The sequence below is a fragment of the Bacteroides muris (ex Fokt et al. 2023) genome (assembly GCF_024704895.1).
Lineage (GTDB): Bacteria > Bacteroidota > Bacteroidia > Bacteroidales > Bacteroidaceae > Bacteroides > Bacteroides muris.
Map to the genome: position 1 here is coordinate 21,726 of NZ_JAMZEE010000017.1, position 21,692 is coordinate 43,417.

8 protein-coding genes are annotated in these 21,692 nt (G+C 49.7%); 6 read left to right on the forward strand and 2 right to left on the reverse strand.

Annotated elements, in window-relative coordinates; genetic code table 11:
• The first annotated feature begins 16 nt into the window (after positions 1–16).
• On the forward strand, positions 17–1,705 hold the full coding sequence (locus M1B78_RS08835; RefSeq protein ID WP_257940451.1) for a PHB depolymerase family esterase: 1,689 nt from the start codon (positions 17–19) through the stop codon (positions 1,703–1,705).
• A gap of 99 nt (positions 1,706–1,804) precedes the next feature.
• On the opposite strand, the gene M1B78_RS08840 is transcribed toward M1B78_RS08835, so the two are convergent.
• A complete protein-coding gene (locus M1B78_RS08840; protein ID WP_257940452.1) occupies positions 1,805–5,851 on the reverse strand; it encodes a hybrid sensor histidine kinase/response regulator transcription factor in 4,047 nt (1,348 codons plus the stop codon).
• 307 nt (positions 5,852–6,158) lie between these two features.
• On the opposite strand from M1B78_RS08840, the gene M1B78_RS08845 reads away from it, so the two are divergent.
• Genes M1B78_RS08845 through M1B78_RS08855 form a run of 3 tightly spaced genes read left to right on the forward strand, consistent with a single transcriptional unit; the run spans position 6,159 to position 11,812 of the window.
• A complete protein-coding gene (locus M1B78_RS08845; protein ID WP_257940453.1) occupies positions 6,159–9,251 on the forward strand; it encodes a SusC/RagA family TonB-linked outer membrane protein in 3,093 nt (1,030 codons plus the stop codon).
• A 21-nt stretch (positions 9,252–9,272) separates the two neighbouring features.
• Entirely contained in the window at positions 9,273–10,934 is a 1,662-nt protein-coding gene (locus tag M1B78_RS08850) for a RagB/SusD family nutrient uptake outer membrane protein (protein ID WP_257940454.1), read from the forward strand.
• A 50-nt stretch (positions 10,935–10,984) separates the two neighbouring features.
• Positions 10,985–11,812, forward strand: a complete 828-nt coding sequence (locus M1B78_RS08855; RefSeq protein ID WP_257940455.1) for an MBL fold metallo-hydrolase — start codon at positions 10,985–10,987, stop codon at positions 11,810–11,812.
• 203 nt (positions 11,813–12,015) lie between these two features.
• Here M1B78_RS08855 and M1B78_RS08860 read toward each other — a convergent pair whose 3' ends face one another.
• Positions 12,016–16,101 carry a hybrid sensor histidine kinase/response regulator transcription factor gene (locus M1B78_RS08860; protein ID WP_257940456.1) on the reverse strand — a complete coding sequence of 1,362 codons (4,086 nt, stop codon included), beginning with the start codon at positions 16,099–16,101 and terminating at the stop codon, positions 12,016–12,018.
• Between the two features lie 356 nt (positions 16,102–16,457).
• Between M1B78_RS08860 and M1B78_RS08865 the strand changes: the two genes are divergently transcribed.
• Entirely contained in the window at positions 16,458–18,119 is a 1,662-nt protein-coding gene (locus M1B78_RS08865; RefSeq protein WP_257940457.1) for a carboxylesterase/lipase family protein, read from the forward strand.
• A 468-nt stretch (positions 18,120–18,587) separates the two neighbouring features.
• Positions 18,588–21,668: a SusC/RagA family TonB-linked outer membrane protein gene (locus M1B78_RS08870; RefSeq protein ID WP_257940458.1), complete on the forward strand. Its 3,081-nt coding sequence runs from the start codon at positions 18,588–18,590 to the stop codon at positions 21,666–21,668.
• Positions 21,669–21,692 lie beyond the last annotated feature (24 nt).

Here is a 21,692-nt window from a genome sequence, read left to right on the forward strand (position 1 = left end):
AATTGTTAAAGATACTATGAAACTGAATTTCATTTTTGGGCTCTTGTTTTCTGTAGTTGCATTGCAGATGAAAGGGGCTGGTGGAACCCCTGAAGGGCTTCCTCCGTTTGTTCGTTTTCCTGGGTTGGAGCAGGAAGTTTACATTACGCGTGATACATGCAAGAGTGTGGAGGGACGTTTCCCCGGCTTTTCCCCTTTTTTCGTGATTTATCCGGACAAGCCGTGCGATGCTTCCGAAGCGGCGGCATTGACGGACGAATTGGGCATTGCGTTCTATGCGCACACCTACTCGGGGACGGTTTGTGTGGTGAATCCCTTGGGAAAGGAGTATGATGCGGTGAAGGATTTGGAAGCTTATAAGAATTTCCTGAACAAGATGCGTGTTTTTACTAATCTGAAGATAATCGGTGTAGGTAAGGGAGCGACGTTTGTCAATAAGGCTATTGCCGCACATGCAGGTGCTGTTGCCGGTATCGTATCGCTGAATGGCCGACCGGCCAAGACGGTTGAGGGTGCCGCCCCCGTTCCTGCTTTTATTGCCGGAACACACAGTCGGCAGGTAGCGGCTACCTATATCTTGCAGAATCAGGCGGAACTGGTGCGGAAAGAAAACGGGTTGGCTTGTTATGTCAACCGGAAGGAGCCGTTACAGCAGGTTGTGGTAAGTGCAAACAAGTACATTTCCTTGAAAGAGGCTTTTGCAGAAGCCTGGAAGACATTGCTTTGCAAGAACTACCGTTTTAACAATTACGAACATACCTGGTACACGGGAGCTCAATTCGACCAATATGGTACGTATGAGCTGGAGCCGTATATCATGCCCGAAGATTGGGGAATCATTCGTCGTGTGATGAAGAAAGACCTTATCGGGACGGGCGATTTCCTATGGTATGAATTCCACCCGGAGGCTACCTTGAAGGCGGAAAAGGCTTCTGTGCCGTTGTTGCTTTTGCTGCATGGCAACAACAATGATCCGCGTACGCAGGCTGAGACATCCGGCTTCATTGAGCTGGCGGCCGAGGAGAACTTCATTGTTGCCGAACTGGAGTGGCAGGGCAACGGCTATGCTCCTATGGGGCTGGATGGCATCGAGCAGGTGGTGTATCATCTGTTGAAGACCTATCCGCAAATAGACCCTTCGCGGGTATATGCCGAAGGGCTTTCGGCAGGAGCCGCCACGGCTACGGGGCTCGGTATACGCAAGTCGCACGTGTTTGCCGCTGTGGGCGCCCAGTCGGCAGGGCTGACTCCAGACAGGTATATGTTCGGCTACAATGGTGAAGCGTTGATGAACGAGGCGATGCAGAAACGGGGCAGTGTGGAGACCGCTTATTTCTCTGTGACGGGTACGGACGACGAAGTTGTACCTTTTGTAAGCGAGAACAATTGGCGCACCAATGCCTTCTTCTGTGCCTGGACTGCCTATCAGACCATGAACGGCATGGAGGTGAGTAGCCGGCCTGACTTTTCGAAAGATGCCACCTTCGGCATGGCACTGAAGGACAGGGAAGTGATTTCCACCAACAAGCGCGTCACGATGGAAGCGGGAGTGCTTTACAAGGGAGACATTCCGCTGATTAAAGTCGTGGCTGTGAATGACTACGGTCATTGGAACTTCAAGCCTGATGCACGGTTGATGTGGGATTTCATGAAACAATTCTCCCGCGACCCGCGGACGAAGAAACTGGTTTATAACAAGCGATAATCGGCAACTTTTATCGGAAGTAATCTCTATGCAGGCCACGGCTCTTTCTTTTAAGGGAATTAGAGGGAGCCGTGGGTGCTGATAAGGGATGTACAAGGTTTATTGATACTCACTCGGATTTATGCCGAATTGCTTTTTAAAGCAGGTAGAGAAGTGGGGAAGGGTATTGAAGCCGGTCATGTCCGCTATTTCGGAAATGGTATAGGTTCCTTCCTTGATTAGTTCGGCTGCGCGGTTCAGTTTATAAGTTCTGAAGAAAACGCTTGGATTCTTGCCGGTTAACCCTTTCACCTTGTAGTAAAACTTGGTACGGGAAATTTTGAGTAATTCGGCCATCCGCGTGATGTCCAGTTCCGGATTATCCAGTTCATTTTCCATTAGTTTATACAGTTCTTGCATGAAGGCTTCGTCTTTTGGGGCAAGGGCAAGTTCCTTCATCCGGCTTGTCCGGGTATTGTTCATCAGGAAACTGCGTATTTTATCACGGTTCGTCAATAGTGATTCAATCAGGGCCAGTAAGTAAGCCGGTTCAAAAGGTTTGGGCACGTATGCGTCAGCTCCGGTATGCAATCCTTCTATCTGGTTTTCCACGGTGGATTTGGCAGTTACTAGAATGACGGGTATGTGACAGAATTGCAGGTTTGCTTTGATTTCTTTGCAAAGCTGGTAACCGTCTTTGTCCGGCATCAGTACATCGCTCAGTATCAAATCCGGAGCTTCGTCTACAATGGTCTGGAAGATGTTGGTGGAATTGAGCCGGCTGATGATGTGATAATGCGGGGTCAGCAGAATCTGCAGATAGTGCATGATGGCCGGGTCATCGTCTACTATGAGTATTGTTTTCGGACTTGTTTTACCTTCACGGGCAGCATCCGGTTCTATTTTCGCAGGTTCTATGGAAGTATTGTTCAGGAGTGTTTTTTTGCCATAGAACCGTTCCTCTTTTGTGTACGAGAAATCGTCTGCAGGAAGAATCAGGATAAACATGGCTCCGTTTCCTTCTTTTCGATTTGCTGCTTTCAGATGTCCGTGGTGCAACCGGGCAAGGCTACGGGCATAATAAAGCCCGATACCGGTTCCCAAATTGTAAGTCCCTTTGTCGTTTCTTATCTGATAGAACCGCTCAAAGATTTTTTCCAGCTGTTCTTCCGGAATATTTTCTCCGGTGTTAGTTACGGAAATCCGGATATATCGGGCGCTTTGGTCTTGTTCTGTCAGGCTGAAGAACTCTTCGGCTTCCTGACGCGTGACGATGGCGAACGAGATTTCTATTTCGCCTCCTATAGGAGTAAACTTCATGGCATTGGAAAGCAGATTGCTCAGTATTTTCTCTACTTTGTCTTCATCGACCCAATAGAGGATGTCGTGTTGTAATCCATGAATGCTTAGGGTTATATTCTTGCTTTGGGCATTGATGTTGAAGAAACTGATGATTCGTTTGATGGTGGAGGCGAGGTTGGTCTGTTGGACTTCCAGTCCCAGGTTGTCGTTGTCTAATTTGTTAAAATCAAGTAATTGGTTGACTAGCTGGAGCATTCGCAGAATACCGTTTTGCAGGACATTTAGTAGTTCCTGGTTGGGCACTGTATTGGTCGGGGCGGCACACAGTTGTCTGATGGAACCCAACATTGTGGTCAGTGGTGTCCGGAACTCGTGGGATATGTTTGTAAAATAGCTCATGTATGTTTTATTCATTTTCTGCTCTTGTGCTTTTTCCTGTTCGGCACGGCAGGCGGTTTCTTTTTCAATTCTTACGCGCCGCCAACTGTGTATAAGTGTACCTGATATTCCGATGATTACCAGGGCATAGGCGCATCTTGCCCACCAAGTATTCCAAAGAGCCGGTTTGACGATAATGCGCAGTCGTTTTTCTTCTCCGATTATGCTTTGGTCTTCATTGGTGATTTTTATTTTGAACATATAAGTTCCTGTGGGAAGGTTGGCATAATAAGCTTCCCGGTTGGTGTGTGCATCTATCCAGTAGCGGTCAATGCCTTCCAATTGGTAGTGATAGTGTATTCGTTCATATTCACTATAATCCAATGCGGCAAATGATATGCTGAAGCTGCTCTGACCATGTTTCAGGTGTACGTCCGGTTGATAGGAGAGGTCTTTGTCAATGATTGCATTCTTTCCGGGATATATAAGCTTGTTATGAATCTTCAGATTCTCGAAAGTGAGTGGAACATGGTATTTGAAAGGAGTTTCCATCGGATTGAAGAATGTCATTCCGTGAGTGCCGCCGAATACTAAGGTTCCGTTTGAAAGTCGGCAGGATGCACGGTCGTAGAATTGATTGCCGCCGATACCGTCAGTTGCATAGTAGTTGCTGATTTGATTGGTCTGGCGCTCATATTTACTTAATCCGTATAATGTGGATATCCATAGGTTCCCTTGTATATCTTCTTCGATGCTGCAAATCTCTGTGCAGCCAATGCCGGATATAGGAGATAATTTATGATTCTGCGAAGTATATCGTAAAAGCCCGTTATGGGAGGTCCCAATCCAGATATCTCCCTGGCTGTCTTCGTATAATACGGAAGGGATAAATTTAGAGCGGCGTATGCAGGCCAGGCTGTCCGTCCTTGAGATGTCCGGTATCCGGATTTTCCATGTATCGGGGTTTATTGAACGAATCTTGTTGCCAAAGGAAGCAATCCATACTTCTCCGTTGGAGAGAGGGTGTATGGTGGGGGTGAAGGTGAAAAATGACTGGGGGTAAAGTGATACGGGCGTGAATTCCTTTTCTCCTTTTTTCAGGGCATATATTGTCTGGCTGAAGCTGCCGGCCCATATTGTTCCGTTACGGTCTTGCGTTATGCACAGTACGGAAGGGACGGAGAAGATATCCGTTGCTTTTAATTGATTATATTCAAGCACACATTTTATGACCTGATTGGTATTGGTGGCAAGCCAGATGTGTCGGTCTTTGTCGTGATAGATGTGCCTGACAATTATATTTTCTGCGTTTCGTGCAGGTAGGATTCTGCTGATATTCACAGCCTCTATATGCCTGGTGTTCAGGTTGTAGACATACATTCCGTCTTTCAGGGTGGATATGTACAAGTTACAGGAGTCGGCATCGAGGGCTATGATGGATTTCTGATGGAAGAACGAGCGTAGATAGTTGTTGCTGTTGAAACGCTCCTTGTAATGATAGCGTACGGTATATCCTTGGTCCGACGAGCCTATCCACAGATTCTTGTGCGAGTCGGTGTACATGCATTTGACGCCATGTTGCGGGACTTCAAACGGAAATCCGTTTTCCTTTTCACGTATGACGGTGTTTTCTTTATGATTGTAAAGGAATGTATGCTTCTGTGTGCAGATTAGTAGGCTGTTCCTGTCGTACGGGTGTATATAGGTGATAGCGGCTTTCGATAAGATGGGATGATTACTTATTGCGTCGGGAGTCGTTTTGAATCTTTTGCTTTCGGTATCGAATATGAAGAGCCGGTTCTTGCTTGCCAGCCATAGGGAAGTGTGGTTGTGCATGTAAGAGTAGGTAATCTTCTGCGGCATGGGGATGGAATCTGTCAGTTGCATGTTTCGGGAGTCGTAGCATCGGATGGAGACGGGGTTGACGGCCCACAGACAGTTGTTGTTATCTATGTAGCAGGTCTGTTTATAGGTCTTGTCCGGGTCAAAGTTGATGAAAATACGGTTGAAAGTGTCTGTTTCAGGGTTATAGACGCAGAGATGTACCACCATGTTTAGGAAGATTTTTCCATCCTTGCTTTCTATGAACTGATGTCCGTTCCTATTGTTGTATGGTACGTTTATGGGTATCTGGCGGAAGTTGTCTTGGTCGGTATATCGGCATGTTCCGTCGGTTGTCGCTATCCATAAGCGTTTGCGTGAGTCCATGAAAATGTCCTGGATTCTGTCTCCGGGCAGTTGCAGTGAGTCGTTGGAACTGTAATATTGCCGGTATTCGTGGGCGTTGAATCTGTTCAGTCCGCGCGTGGTCCCTATCCAGATATAGCCTTGCGCGTCTTCTTGGAAATCCGTAATGTTTTGATTGGAGATGGTTGCCGAAATTCTATGAACGTCCAGCTTTTCCGCTTCTTCTTGGGCGGTTGCCGGTTTGCACGAAGACACGGCCGTTGCAGATAAAGCAATGAGGGAAAGGATGATTTTTTTCATATATGGAGCGTATTAGGATATGTTTCGCGGAAAGTGTTTTTTTACACTGAAGCAGACAAAAGTAGAAAGAAAATAAGTAGGTGATATTTGCTGTAACAGTGATTTTTCTGCCTGGATTATGTTGTAAGGCATGTTTTGAACATATTGATAATTTTTTGAACGTACAGGAAATGATATTTGAACATATAAGAAATGTTTTTGTATTTTCTCAATATCCTCTTGTTCCCTCTTTTGATAAAATTGTATCGAAAATCCTGCAATGAGTGAATGCAGCTTTTTTATTAACAAATCTAATTATTTAAGCATTATGGAAAACAATTTTAAAAGAAAGCTGATGGCATTCTGGCTATTCCTTTTGGTGGGAATACCTTATATGCTGGCGCAAAGTCCGATGATGGTATCGGGACGGATCACAGATGATTTGGGAGAACCGATGATTGGTGTGAGTGTACTTGAAAAGGGTACTTCCAACGGAGTGATTACGAATATGGAGGGAAATTATTCCTTAAAGGTAAAGCAAGGCGCCGTCATTGTCTATTCGTACATCGGATATGTGACACAGGAGCTGAAAGCCGTATCGGAGAGAATGAATGTGACGATGAAGGAAGACACCCGGACGCTGGATGAAGTGGTAGTGGTGGGCTATGGTGTGCAGAAGAAGAGTGACCTGACGGGTGCCATTTCTTCCGTCAAGGCGGAAGACATCCAGAACCGCTCCATCACCCGGGTGGAAGAAGCCCTGCAGGGCAAGACAGCCGGTGTGCAACTGATATCCACGACTTCGCAACCGGGCGCCTCGCCTACCATTCGTGTCCGTGGTTTCTCGTCGAATGGCACTTCCGACCCTCTCTATGTGGTAGATGGATTGATAGTATCCGACTTGAGTGCTGTGGATCCTAACAATATAAAAAGCATGGAAGTCCTGAAAGATGCCGCATCCGCTGCCATTTATGGTGCGCAGGCCGGTAATGGCGTGGTGCTTATTACCACAAAGAGCGGAAGCAAAGGCACCAGCAGCATTTCCTACGACTTTCAATATTCCATCAGTAGCCTGGCCCGACGTCCCAAGCTGATTAATTCGCAAGAAGCCTTATTGCAAAAGAAGGAGCAAGACCCTACTTTTACGGATGATAATATCCAGGAGCTTATTACCAGCGGCACATGGGACGGCGTATCGACTACCGATTGGTATGATGTGGCTTTTAATGCTTCACCATCCTCCCATCATACGGTCAACTTTCAGGGAGCGAATGACAAGGGCTCTTTCTTCCTGTCATTAAACAATCTGTATGACAATGGTATTCTTCGTGAAAACAAGGATACCTACAAGCGGCTTTCCGTCATGCTGAACGCCGACTATGACATTAAACCCTGGTTAAAGGTAGGTGTTACTGCCAATTATGCAAAATATACGCAGAAATCCATCAATGACGGCAGTGCGGGCAATTCATATTCCAGCATGATTGCTACCGTGATGACCATGGCTCCTTATTATGCGGACACTTATGCTGCCGATGCGCTTCCTAAGCAGATGGAGGCATTGATTGCCAATGGCTTTACTTTGCTGCGCAATGACAAGGGCGATTATTACAGCTGTCTGGGTTCCATGGAACAGATACATCCTATGGTAGCCATCCGCATGAGCGACAAGAAGAACTTCGGCAACAGTCTGATGGGAACGCTCTATGCCAACCTGACTCCTTTCAAAGGATTTGTGTTTACTACCCGACTGGGTTACAGAGAACTGAACGCAAACACTTATCAGTATAACAATCTCTATTACGGCTCGGCTTCCGCCAATAATAAGGATAAGAACGGGGCCAGCCGCTCCAACTCCTCCACTACTTATTACCAGTGGGAGAACTTTGTGAACTATAGTACGGATTTGTGGGACAAGCATCATGTGTCTGCCATGCTGGGTATGTCTTACAGCGAGAATAACTTCACTTACGTTTCTGCCGGTGTGGACAAGACAGCCAAGCACGATCCTTTGTATGCCGACGTTTCGTATCCTGCCGGAGATGCCGTGAAGAGTACCGCCGGTTACAATCTGATTAATCGCAAACTGTCCTATTTCGGCCGTCTGGCTTACGATTACCAAAACCGCTATATGCTGCAAGCGGCCATGCGTGCCGATGCCGCCGATACTTCCGTGCTTCCGGGCACCAATCGCTGGGGTTATTTCCCGTCGGTATCGGCCGGCTGGGTTATTTCCAACGAGCGCTTTTTCACGGAAAAGAACAATACCCCTTTGACATTCCTGAAATTGCGTGCCAGCTGGGGACAGAATGGAAGCACAAGCAATCTGAGTGGTTATAAGTATTCCAATTCCCTGGTGACTTCGGCTGCCGGATACTCTTTCAGCAATACGGCGATGAACTATGTCACTTCCGCCAAGCCTTCGCAGCTCTATAATCCTGACCTGAAGTGGGAAACCTCCGAACAGCTGGATTTGGGTATGGATCTGCGCGCTTTCAACGACCGCTTCTCGTTTGGTATGGACTGGTATAGGAAGAAGACGAAAGACTTGATCGTGTCCAACATTGTCATTCCTTATGAGGCGGGAAACTCGTCGGCTCCGATGAATGCCGGTAATGTGACGAATAAGGGCTTTGAATTTGAAGCCGGATGGAAAGACAAGGCCGGTGATTTCAGCTATTCTGTGACCGCCAATCTGGCCACTTTGAAGAACGAGGTTACTTATCTGGATCCGCATGTCAGCGGCGGACGCATAGAAGGCGCCACTACGATGGCTTCGAACGGTTCGTTCTCCGCATTCGAGGTAGGCTATCCGGTGTGGTATTTCAGAGGCTATCAGGTCGACCATCTGGACGACAAGGGGAATCCCGTATTCAGGGATAATACGGGCGACGGTACCATTGATGCCAGTGACAAGGCGATGATTGGCAAGCCGATGCCGGACTTCACGTATGGCATCACGTTGACTGCCAACTACAAGAATCTTGATTTCCTGATTTTCGGTAACGGTTCCGTGGGCAATGACGTGTTCATGTCCTACAGTTATAATTCGATATCCTATACGCTGAAGGAGATGTACGACCAGCGCTGGACGGCGGACGGGACTACTGGCCGTAAGTTTGCGCGGCCGCAGAATACGAATGCAGACAAGTATGGCCTGTCCGATGCCTATATCTTTGACGGCTCTTATTTCCGCATCAAGCAGATACAGCTGGGGTATACGTTGCCCCGGACGGTTACGAAGAAGTTCCTGGTCGACAAGCTGAGGATATATGCCTCGTTGGATAATTTCTTCTTGTTCACCAAGTATCCGGGACTCGACCCAGAGGTTTCCTCTACGGCTACCAGTGGTATGGGCGTGGATTACGGAAATTATCCCACGACGAAAAAGGTGGTGTTCGGTTTATCAGTTACATTTTGAATTATATAAAATAGAAGAAGTATGAAAAGAAAATATATCTTGTCCGGACTGTTGGCGTGTGCACTCACATTCTCCGCATGCGATGTCGATTTGCTGGATATTCCCCAGAAAGGTGTAGAGAATGAAGAGAATTATTATCAGACGGACGAACAGTGCGAGTCTGCCATCGCTGCCGTCTATGCGTCCTGGCGGAATGCTTATTCCGGGCGTGGTGAGAAAGCCTCGCAGTATGCCAACGGTTTCTTCCTGAAAAACTTCCTGGCCGATGATTTCAATTCGGGCGGTGCCCGCTCCGACCAGGTGTATGCGCAGGAGATATACGAGAGTGCGATAGTGCCCACGAACGGTTGGGTGGAAAACTATTATAAGAGGTTGTATGCCACGATTTATCTGGCCAATCTGGTGATTGAGCGGTTCGATGCCGGTGAAAGTGAAGTGAAGGCAAGAAACATTGCCGAGGCCAAGTTCTTCAGAGCCATCTGCTATTTCGAGCTGACCACTTTGTGGGGGACTCCTCCTTTGGTAGATAGGGTATTGAAAAATTCGGAAGAGTATAAGGTGCCCAACTCCACTGCCGGACAGCTGTGGAAATTCATGGAGACGGATCTTACGGAAGCTATAACTTCCGGGAAACTCACTTCGAAAGCGAGTCCGGAGGATAGGGACGGGGGAACCCGCGCCACGCTGGAGGCTGCCCGGTGCTTGCTGGGAAAGGTCTATCTGTATCAGGAGAAATATGCCGATGCCAAAAGTGAGTTGGAGAAGGTCATATCCTCCGGCAAATACGATTTGATAGCCGACGTCGGCACGTTCTATCATCCGGCCTCTGCAGGCTGCGAGGAGTATGTGCTGGAGTGTGTGCGCCATTACGACCCTTCCAACATGTATTCTCAGGAGGGCTGGTACGGCATCTTGGCCAATTGGGGATTCGGCTACGGCTTTATAGCCGGTCCGGAAGCGTCCATGCACTATAAGTTCAACACCACCAGCGGTTACAGCTATTTCAATCCGTCGAAGTCCTTGTATGATGCCTTTGTGGCCGAAGAGGGTGCTGACGGGTATCGTTTGAATGCTTGGATCAGAACCTGGGAGCAGGTGGTTGCCATGAACATTGCGGTGAACACGACGACCAATAAATATGCCAGCGAAGGCTATTTCCGTCTGAAATGGCTGGCAAGCACTGATGACGAATTTGTAGGGTACTGGTGTGGAAACCAGAGCAACACTCCGGTCATCAGATATGCGGATGTCTTGTTGATGGCTGCCGAGGCTTGCCTCCAGGCGGGCGACCAGGCCGGTGCCGACGAATATTTGGGCAGAGTGCGCGACAGGGCCCGTCTTCCCAGAAAGAGCCATGTGACGCTCTCCGATATAAAGCTGGAGCGCCGCCTGGAACTTGCCATGGAAGGCACACGCTTCCAGGACCTGAAGCGTTGGGGAGATGCTCCGGCGGTATTGGCGGATAAAGGGAAAAAGTTGCCGACCTTCCAGATTGTACCCGACCCGAATAATAATCTGACTACGGCGGCAGGCATCTACAACGCCCGTTATACGACCAAGATTACCTATGTCGACAATGAAAAGCCGTTGGCGGGTTGGACTCCCGGTCGCGACGAGTGGCTGCCGTTTCCAGAAAACGAGTTGGAAGTGAACGGCAACCTGAAACAGAATCCCGGTTATTGATTTATCCTGAGAAATTCGCAATTCGATTTAACTGTATAAAGAAGAGAAACATGAAAAGAAGTTTAGTGATGTTTGCCCTGCTGCTTGCTTGCATGCCCATAGGGGCGCAGACGGTATTCAAGAATGAAGAGGTGGAGGTTTCCTTGCTGAAAGAGAAGACTTGGGTGTTCTCCACTTGGGACCATACTACCATGTATCTGATAGAGGGCGAAGACAAGGCCGTACTGATTGATACCGGCACGCGTTGTGCGGATTTGGATAAGATTGTGGGACAGATAACCCCGAAACCGCTGGAAGTGATTGTCACCCACATGCACCCCGACCATGCCGGATGTATCAAGTATTTCGATAAAGTATGGATGCATCGGGCCGATACGGTGCTGGTGGCCCAGCATGCGGCGGATTATAAAGGAGAGTTCCTCTATATGGAAGAAGGACAGGTGTTCGACTTGGGCGGACGCAAGCTGGAAGTGGCATGGATGCCCGGACATACGCCCGGCTCGGTGGTACTCCTGGACAAGGCAAACGGAGACTGCTATTCGGGTGATGCGTTCGGTTCGGGCGAAGTATGGCTGCAGTGCGTGCCGATGTCTCCCGTCGCCACTTTCCATGAGTCGTGTTGCCGTATGGAAAAGCTCATGAAGGAAGGGGGCATCAAGGATATCTGGTGCGGACATTATCCTTATCTGAAATCCTCTTTGTCGCTGGCCTATATTCAGACGATGATACGTATTTCCCACAGACTGATGAATGGAGACCAGGAAGGCTCGGAACCTTATTCCAACTATTTCATCAAGATGCCTCCCACTGCGAGGAAGTTGTCCGAAGGCCGTGCGATGATTGTATATGATTCGACTAACATACCGGAAGCCCGGTAACCCGCAAGGCTATTCCTTTCTTATTTTAAGGCGTAGTCCTTGCATGCACGAGATGTGCATCTTATGTGTATTGAGATGTGCATCTCGTGCTGTTTGAGATGTGCATCTCGTGCATAGAAAGAGCGGTTGATAAAAGAATGAAGGTTATACCTTCACCCCTGAAAGGCATAACCCTCATGCAGCAGGCTAAGTAGCCCGTCCTTTTATTTGCCGTATTCGCTCGGACTTGCTCCGAACTGTTTCTTGAAGCTCTTCGAGAAGTGGGACAGCGTGCTGAACCCCGTCATGTCCGCAATTTCCGAGACGGTGTATTTTCCTTCCGTTATCAGTTCGGCGGCACGGTTCAGCTTGTAGGTCTTGAAGAAGGTGCTGGGATTCTCGCCGGTCAGTCCTTTTACTTTGTAGTAGAACTTGGTACGTGATATTCTCAGCAGCTCGGTCATGCGGGCAATGTCCAGTTCGGGGTTGGAAAGCTCGCTCTCCATCAGATGGTAGAGTTCGGTCATGAAGACGTTGTCTTGCGGGGAGAGGATGTTTTCTTCTATCTTGTCCGTCTGGGTGGCTCTGCCAAGCATGCTGCGTGCTTTTTCACGGTTCCTGAGCAATGACTTGACGAGTGCCAGCAGATAGGTAGGGTCGAAGGGTTTCGTCACGTAGGCGTCAGCTCCGGTATTCAGTCCTTCCACCTGGTTTTCCATCGTGGCTTTGGCCGTTACCAGAATCACCGGCAGGTGGCAAAGCTGCAGGTCTTCCTTTATTTCCCGGCAGAGTTGGTAACCGTCCTTTCCCGGCATTACCACATCGCTGATGATCAGGTCGGGAGCCTCCTCGCGCATGGCCTTCAGTGCGTCGTCGGCATTGAAGCGGCATATCACCTTATAGTGGGAGGAGAGGAGCATGCGCAGGTAGTGGGCCACTTCGGTATCGTCGTCCACCACCAGTACGGTGAATTGCTTTTCGTCGGTGCCGGCCTTGTCTCCGGCAAGCTGCGAGGCGGAGGCGAGCGGGAAGGCTTCCGACTGGTTGCTCTGTTCGGTAGTCCGTTCGTCCTCGGCATACACTGCGTCGTTGACGGGCAGTATGAAGGTGAATACGGCGCCGCTTCCTTCGTCGGGTTGCCGGGCCTTCAGTTGTCCGTGATGAAGTACGGCCAGACTGCGTGCGTAGTACAGACCGATGCCGGTTCCCCAGTTGTAGGTTCCTTCTGCCTGGTTTCCTATCTGGTAATAGCGTTCGAAGATTTTTTCTATCTTGTTTTCAGGGATGTTCTGTCCCGTATTGGCTACGGATACTTTGATGTATTGCGTGGCCCGCTCCTCTGGCGGCAGGCTGAAGGATTGCGAGGCATCGTCACGGCTTATCACGTCGAAGCTGACGTTGATTTTCCCGCCTTGGGGAGTGAACTTCAGGGCATTGGACATCAGGTTGTTGAAGATTTTCTCCACCTTGTCCTCGTCCAGCCACATCAGGAAGGTGTCTTCCAGCCCATGGGTGCTCAGGTCGATGCATTTGTCACCGGCATTTACTTGAAAGACGCTCACTTGCCGTTGCAGGCAGGCGATGACGTCGGTGCGTCTTACTTGCAGGCGCAGGGTGTCGTTCTCCAGTTTGTTGAAGTCCATCATCTGGTTGACGAGCCTTAGCATGCGGCTTACGCTGCGCTGTACGATGAGGAGCAGGTTTTTGTCCTCGCCTTCTATCCGGGAGCTGTTGCAGAGTTGCGTTACCGGTCCGGAAATCATGGTGAGGGGAGTACGGAATTCGTGTGAGATGTTGGCGAAGAAACTCATGTTCATTCGGTTCACCCGTTGTTCCTGCTCTTTTTCTTGTCGTGCACGCCGCGCGGCTCCTTTTTCCGCCCTGACGCGCAAAAGGGCACGCAGGAAGAGTAGGGCGAGGGTGGTTGCCGACAAGAAGTAGATGCAGTAGGCCCACCATGTGCGCCAGGGGGCGGGATAGACCTTGATGCGGATGGAGTTCTCGGCCTCCACGATGCTTTTGTCGTTGTTGGTGATTTTCACGTGGAACACATACTCGCCTGCGGGCAGGTTGGCGTAGTAGGCCTCGTGGTTGTTGCGGGCGTCTATCCAGTAGTTGTCGAAGCCCTCCAGATGGTATTGGTAGTGCACCCGTCCGTACTCGCTGTAGTTCAAGGCGGAGAAAGAGATACTGAAACTGTTCTGGTCGTGCTTCAGGTGTATGTCGGGGCAGTAGGAGAGGTGCTTGCCGATGGTTTCTCCGTGCAATTGCGGGCGTATCAGCTTGTTGTGTATCTTCAGGTCGCTGAACAGCAGCGGGATGTTGCGCTTTATGGGTACGTCGATGGGGTTGAAGAACGTAAGGCCGTGCGTGCCGCCGAAGACGAGCGTTCCGTCGGGCAGACGGCACGAGGCGCGGTCGTAGAACTGGTTTCCGCCTATGCCGTCGGCGGTGTAATAGTTGGTGAAGCGTCCGGCTGTCCGGTCATATTTGCTCAGTCCGTATTGGGTGCTTATCCAAAGGTTGCCTTGCCGGTCTTCCTCGATGCCCGATATGTCGAGGCAGGAGGTGCCGGGCATGGGTGTCATCCGGCCCGTTTCGGGATGGTAGCACATCAGGCCGTTGCTTACGGTGCCTATCCAGAGAATGCCGTATGTGTCTTTGTACAAGGCCGTGGGGACGAATACGGAGCGGCGGATGCAGGCTTTCCAGTCCTCCTCCGTGATGTCCACCGTGCCCGTTTCCAGGTTTTCGATGTCAATCTGCTTGATGGGTTGGTAGAAGCCCGTCACCATCAGCCGGCGGTTGTCCATCATCGCCACGCCGGGCACGAAGGTGAATCCTTCGAAGAGCTTCATCGCCTCGAATTCCTTCTTGCCGGGGCGCAGGGCATAGACGTTGACCGTGGCGGTGCCTATCCAGATGGTTCCGTCGGGCGACTGGGTGATGGACATGGGCAGGAAAATCCGGTGCCGTTCTTCTATCTTCAGTTGCCCGTCGGGCGTGTAGCGTGCCTTTAGCACTTCATTGTTGGTGATGGCCATCCACAGGTTGTTGTCGCTGTCCACCATCAGCTGGTTCGCGTAGATGGCTTTCTGTTTCTCTTGCTCGCAAAACGTTTCGGGGTCGATGTGCCTGATTTCGCTGCTCTTCGTGTCATACACGTAGATGCCGTCCATCAGGGTGGAAATCCACAGTTTGTTGTCTTTGCCGGCGCTTAGCGACACCACGGATTTGTTGTTCAGTTCGGAGCGCAGGTAGTTGTCGTTGTTGAACCGCTCCTTGTAGTGGTAGCACACGGTGTATCCTTGGTCTACGGAGCCTATCCACAGGTTCTGTTGCGAGTCGGTGAACATCCGGCTGATTCGGAAGCGGGGCATCTCAAAGGGAAATCCGTTCTCGTCTTGGCGGGTCACGCTGCCGGTGCCCGGGTTGTAGTAGAACATACCATGCCTGGCGGTGTTCAGCAGCAGGCCGTTGTTGCCGTAGGGGTGTATGTAGTCGATGTCGGCGTTGCACAGCGTGGTGTTCTGGGCGATGGGCGTCGGTAGCGGTTTGAAGCTGCGCGTGCGGGTGTCGAAGATATTGAGGGTGCGGTTGCCGGTTATCCACAACTCGTTATTGTGCAGATAAGAATAGTAGGGATATCCGCTGAGGGCGACCGTCTCTTTCAGTTGCAGGGTGGAGAGGTCGTAGCAGTAGAGGCTGACGGCAGTCATCACCCAGAGGTTGTTGTCGGGGGCGATGTGGCACTGGGCGTAGAAGGTATGTCCGGAGCTGATGTCAGGCAGTACGCAGATAATTTTTTCCGTTTCGGGGTGGTAGGCGTAGAGCTGGAAACCGGTGTTCAGGAAGATGCGCCCGTTGCGGTCTTCCAGGATTTGCCGTATGTTCTTGTTGTCGGCCTCGACGGGGATGATGCGGAAGTTGTCCTTGTCGGTATATAGACACACGCCGTTCACGGTGCCCACCCAGAAGCGGTTCTTCGAGTCGCGTAGCAGGTGCGTAATCTGGTTGTCGGGCAGTCCCAGCGAGTCGTCGGTGCAGAAGTACTGGTGGTAGTCGTGCACGTTGTATCTGTTCAGCCCGCGGAACGTGCCTATCCATATATGGCCTTGTGCGTCTTCGGCCATGGCGGTGACTTTCTGGTTGGAGAGGTCGTTGGCTATGACGGGGCTTTCAATCTCGGCATCCCGGTTTTCGGATATGGGTTCTTTGGCATCGCATGCCAGCAGGCACAGGGCAGACAACAGCATGCCCGCCGACAGGCGGAACAGTGTGCGGAGGATTTTCCGGTTAGACAAGGTCATATTAAGGGATTTTGAATGATGTGCGAAAATAAGGATAAAAAAATGAATATAAGTTGCTTTACAGCATGTTTTGAACAAAAGAACAAACATTTGAACGTATGGGCAAGCGCTTTTAAACTTCCGGGCAAATCCTTTTTACATGTCGGCCAGCCCTTCCGGTGCAATCGGCGTAATATTGCAACCGGAAAAAGTGAACGAGTTAACAAGGCTACAAGTGAACAAGGCTTTTCCTTGTAATCGCTTTAAAAAGCAAAATATAGGCCGAGGGCTGTTTATCCCTTCTTGTAGCCTTGTCAACTTGTTCACTAAAAGCAAGTCAAAGACAAATTATCAACTTAAAAAAACGGTATACAACCATGAAAAAGCAACCTTTATCTATGCTTGCGTTGGCCTTCCTGCTGATTCTCTCCTCTTGCGGACAGACAGCGGGCGTGAAGACCGCCGACGCGCAACAAGCTCCGGGCGAAATCATCGCCTCTTCCGAGACAGCCATCACCGAAACAGAGTCGGGCAAAGTGGGAGGATTCCTGCAAGACGGTATCTATATATATAAAGGTATTCCCTACGCCAAAGCAGAGCGCTTCATGCCGCCCCAGCCTGCCGACAAATGGGAAGGCGTGCGCAGTAGCCGCATGTTCGGTCCCACCTGTCCGCAGGGGAAGCGTGCCGGCTGGGGTGCCGACGAGCATGCCTTCGCCTTCCACTGGGACGACGGCTATCCCGGTGAAGACTGCCTGCGGGTCAATATCTGGACTCCGGGCCTGAACGATGGCAAGAAGCGTCCTGTCATGGTGTGGCTACACGGCGGCGGCTATGCGGCAGGCAGCGGGCAGGAACTTCCCTCCTACGACGGTTTCAACCTTGCCAAGAAAGGTGATGTGGTGGTAGTCACGCTCAACCACCGTCTCAACGTCCTCGGCTTCCTCGACCTTTCCGCCTACGGCGACAAATACGCCAAATCCGGCAATGCCGGCCTGCTCGACCTCGTGGCAGCACTTCAATGGGTAAACAAGAATATAGCCGCGTTTGGCGGTGACGCACAAAACGTAACGATTTTCGGACAGTCGGGCGGTGGCGGAAAGGTATCTACATTGCTTGCCACTCCGTCTGCCAAAGGGCTCTACCACAAGGCTATCGTTCAGAGCGGTTCCATGCTGCGCACGATGAATGCCAAGTACTCCCGTCGCATCGGTGCAGCCGTGATGGACGAGCTGGGACTGAAAGCCTCGCAGATAGACGAGTTGCAGAAGATGCCTTACGAACGGCTGCTTGCCGCCGGTGAGAAAGCCGTTGCCAAGGTGAAGGCCGAGGCCGAGAAAGAGGACGGCATATCCACCTTCATCTTCGGATGGGCGCCCACCGTGGACGGAGACGTGCTGCCCGCACAGCCCTTCGACCCGCAGGCGCCTGCACAGAGCAAGTACGTGCCCGTGATGATAGGGACTACCTTGCACGAGTTCACCATGAGCACCTACGTGCCCGCTTTCCGCACCATCACCAAAGAAAAAGCCGTGGAATTCCTGAAACAACGCTACGGTGACCGCACGGACGACTTTTTGGCTGCTTTCGCGAAGGCTTACCCCAACTACCGGCCCAAGGATTTGGTAGATGTGGATTTCGTATTCCGTCCCGGTGCGGTGGAGCAAGCCAGACTGAAAGCTGCGCAGCAGGGTGCTCCGGTCTATATGTACATGTTCGCCTGGGAATCTCCGGTGCTCGACGGCATGTTCCGCAGCACGCACTGCATGGAGATACCTTTCGCCTTCAACAATGCCGTGGTCCACGCCTCCATGACGGGCGGCGGCGCCGAAGCGCAGGCCCTGGCCGAGAAGATGAGCAGTGCCTGGCTGAACTTCGCCCGCACGGGCAATCCCAACGCAGAAGGCCTGCCTCAGTGGGATGCCTATACCGAAGAGGGAGGAGCCACGATGTTCTTCAACAACCGTTGCGAGGTGAAGCACCACCACGACAAGGAATTGCTGGAGGTGGTACGGGCGTTCCCTACACGGGGATTCTGAGGCTTTCCGACGCAGAACCGAATTGTTGGCTTTAAATAATAGAGCCGGTCCGGTGAACGGTTTCCCCATTCATCGGACTGACATTAAAACAACTCAATATTATGGCAAAAACATTTAGGTGCCTGGCAGCGGAAGCGGAAACGGTGGCTCCGGTGAGGACGGCGACCAGAACGAATATCCTTTGGGATAACCTGACGAGGGGGTGCGTTGCCCCGCTGACGAGGGGTGACGTTGCCTTGCGAAGGTAAAGAAACTGAAATATATCAAACTCAGGTTTATGAGATAAATAGTGCTACCTCACCAACAAACCCAGGTTATGATTTAGAAAACGTACATCATCCTCCTTATACAATAGTAGTCAATTACGGTTATCCATATACAATGAGATACGGTTGGTGTCAACCCTATTAATAACCATCGACTTGTAACCAATAATGTAACTATAAGTCTAATTTTAAACTAACTAAAATGAAACGAATCATGAATCAAGCAGCCCGAAAGAGACTTGCCGCTATGGCACTCTTTCTCTTAATCTGCCTTCCTTTCTCTCTGGCACAAGCCCAGACCGTGAAAGTGACCGGTAAGGTGACTGACAACCTGAATGAACCGATGATTGGTGTAAGTATCGTAGAGAAAGGTACTACCAACGGTTGTATTACCGATATTGACGGTAATTATACATTGAATGTAAATCAGGGAGCGACAATTATTTTCTCTTACATCGGCTACATAACCCAAGAGAAACAAGCCGTTGCCGGTGTGATGAACATTGTCTTGAAAGAAGACAGCGAGACGCTGGACGAAGTGGTGGTAGTAGGTTACGGTGTGCAGAAGAAAAGCTCTGTGACGGGTGCCATTTCGCAGGTGAAGGCCGAAGACATGCAAAACCGTACTATCAGTGATGCTTCACAAGCCTTGCAGGGTAAGACAGCCGGTGTGCAGTTGATTACGACTTCTGCCGCTCCGGGTTCCTCACCTACGGTACGTGTGCGCGGTTATTCGTCCAATGCGGCTTCCAGTCCGCTTTATGTGGTGGATGGCGTACGCATGAGCAGCATTGCCGGTATCGACCCCAATGACATTGCCAGTATGGAAGTGCTGAAAGATGCTGCTTCCGCTGCTATCTATGGTGCTGAGGCCGGTAACGGTGTTATCCTTATATCAACAAAGAAAGGTAAAGCCGGACAAGGAAAAATTACGTATGACTTCCAGCTTTCCACGCAATCCATTGCCCGTATGCCCAAGTTGCTTAATGCAGAAGAATACGTTGATTACATGTCGGAAAGCAGTGCTTTCGACCCCAATTTCATAAAAGCCAATTGGGATGGAAAGACCAGTACGGACTGGCTGGATATTGCCTTTGAAAATTCATTGATGATGAAGCATAACTTGGCTTTTGCCGGAGGTGGCGAGCAGGGCAATTATTATTTGTCGCTGACTTATCTGGACAATGACGGTATTGTAAAAGGGAAAGACGATGTTTACCAACGTATGACGGCTACCATTAATGCCGAATACAACATAAAGCCTTGGTTGAAGGTAGGTACGACAAACCAGATTGAGAAGTATAACACCCGTGGCGTATCTACGCAGAATGCGTATGGTAGCTTCCTGCAATCCGTTCTGATGATGGATCCCTTGACTCCTGATACTTACGCACCCGATAAATTGCCTGCCCACATGCAGAACGCTTTGAATCAGGGCAGCACATTGTTGCAGGACGAGAACGGCAATTATTATGCCTCTTCTCTTTTCTATGAAGGTGAAAACTACCATCCTACTGTGATGCGTAAGAATACCATCGGCCGTAACAGCGGATTCAATGTCAATGGTTCTATCTATGCGGATTTCACACCTATCAAAGGCTTTACCTTTACTTCTCGTTTCGGTTATCGTTTGGGAGGCACTCGCTCTGCCAACACAAGCCTGCCTTTCTATGGCAATTCGACCCAAAGACGTGACTATGTAAGTATCAATAGTCAGTCTGCTACAAGCATTTACTATCAGTGGGAAAACTTTGCCAATTATGTGAAGTCATTCAACGGTCATACCATCAATGCCATGTTGGGTATGTCGTTCCAGGAATCTTCTTACGACTATGTAAAGGGATCTCTCGATCCGGATGGTGAACATGCCGTACTTCAGAACAATCCGTTATTCTTTTATCTGAATTACGCTGCTTCCTCAGCAGTCAAAGGTCTGAATGGTGAAAAGACCCGTTCTGCCAAAATGTCTTACTTCGGTCGTGCAAGCTATGACTACATGGGTCGCTACATGGCGCAATTCTCCTTGCGTGCCGATGCAGCCGATATGTCGCAATTGCCTGTTACGAACCGTTGGGGTTACTTCCCCGCAGTCTCTTTGGGATGGACGGTTTCAGAAGAAAAGTTCTTTGAGCCTGTAAAGGAAAGTGTCAATAGCTTGAAGTTGCGTGCCAGCTGGGGACAGAACGGTAGCCTTTCCGCATTGAGCGGTTATGCCTATAGCACGGATATGGCTTCCAGCGGCATTTATCCGTTGACTGGCGGCAATGGCTTTACTACCGGAGTAAATCCTGCTTCATTGGGTAACGATGAATTGAAGTGGGAAACTTCCGAACAGATTGACTTTGGTTTGGATGCTCGCTTTTTGCGTGACCGCTTGACCTTCAGTGTGGACTATTATGAAAAGAAGACGAAAGATTTGTTGGTTTTAGATACAAAACCTTCTCTCAGTATCGGTGGAAAGACTTCTCCGATGAATGCCGGTAACGTAAGCAATAAAGGTTGGGAATTTGAACTGGGCTGGCGCGATAATATCAAGGATTTCAGCTACAGCATTCGTGCTAACCTGGCTACGTTGAAGAATGAAGTAACTTATCTTGACCCTTCGCAACCTCGTCTGAATGGAGCTTCTTTCCATACTTACCAGCTCAGTTTCTTTGAGAAGGGATATCCGGTGTACTATTTCCGTGGCTATCAGTTCAATGGTTTGGACGAGCAAGGCAATCCTACTTTCAAAGACCTTGATAACAGTGGCGGCCTCAACGAAGGTGACTTGACTTACATTGGCGATGCTATTCCTGACTTCACGTATGGTATAACCTTGACGGCAGCTTACAAGGGACTTGACCTGACAATATTCGGTACTGGTTCACAAGGTAACGATATTTTTCATTGTTACTATCGTCCCGATTATAAGACAAGTAACCGCCTGAAAGAGGTTTGGTATGATAATCATTGGTCTGCCAACAATCCAACCGGTACGAAGCCTTTGGCAAATGCCAACAATATAGACCAATACATTCAGTCGGATGCCATGGTTTATGATGCTTCTTTCTTCCGTATCAAGCAGATTCAGTTGGGTTATACTTTGCCGAAATCATTGTTGAAGAAAGTGTTTATCAATAACATGCGCCTTTATTGTTCACTCGATGATTTTATCACTTTCACTAAATATCCCGGTTTCGACCCAGAATCTTCAGCTAACGCTACTACAGGCATGGGTATTGATATGGGCGGTTATCCTGCTTCCAAGAAAGTGGTGCTTGGCTTCAATATAGAATTCTAACTTTTAAATTTAATGTATAAAACA

Coding starts and splice junctions, on each gene's coding strand:
- M1B78_RS08860 (WP_257940456.1), bottom strand. CDS start 16,101: ATGACCTTGTCTAACCGGAAAATCCTCCGCACACTGTTCCGCCTGTCG.
- M1B78_RS08840 (WP_257940452.1), bottom strand. CDS start 5,851: ATGAAAAAAATCATCCTTTCCCTCATTGCTTTATCTGCAACGGCCGTG.
- M1B78_RS08855 (WP_257940455.1), top strand. CDS start 10,985: ATGAAAAGAAGTTTAGTGATGTTTGCCCTGCTGCTTGCTTGCATGCCC.
- M1B78_RS08870 (WP_257940458.1), top strand. CDS start 18,588: ATGAAACGAATCATGAATCAAGCAGCCCGAAAGAGACTTGCCGCTATG.
- M1B78_RS08845 (WP_257940453.1), top strand. CDS start 6,159: ATGGAAAACAATTTTAAAAGAAAGCTGATGGCATTCTGGCTATTCCTT.
- M1B78_RS08835 (WP_257940451.1), top strand. CDS start 17: ATGAAACTGAATTTCATTTTTGGGCTCTTGTTTTCTGTAGTTGCATTG.
- M1B78_RS08850 (WP_257940454.1), top strand. CDS start 9,273: ATGAAAAGAAAATATATCTTGTCCGGACTGTTGGCGTGTGCACTCACA.
- M1B78_RS08865 (WP_257940457.1), top strand. CDS start 16,458: ATGAAAAAGCAACCTTTATCTATGCTTGCGTTGGCCTTCCTGCTGATT.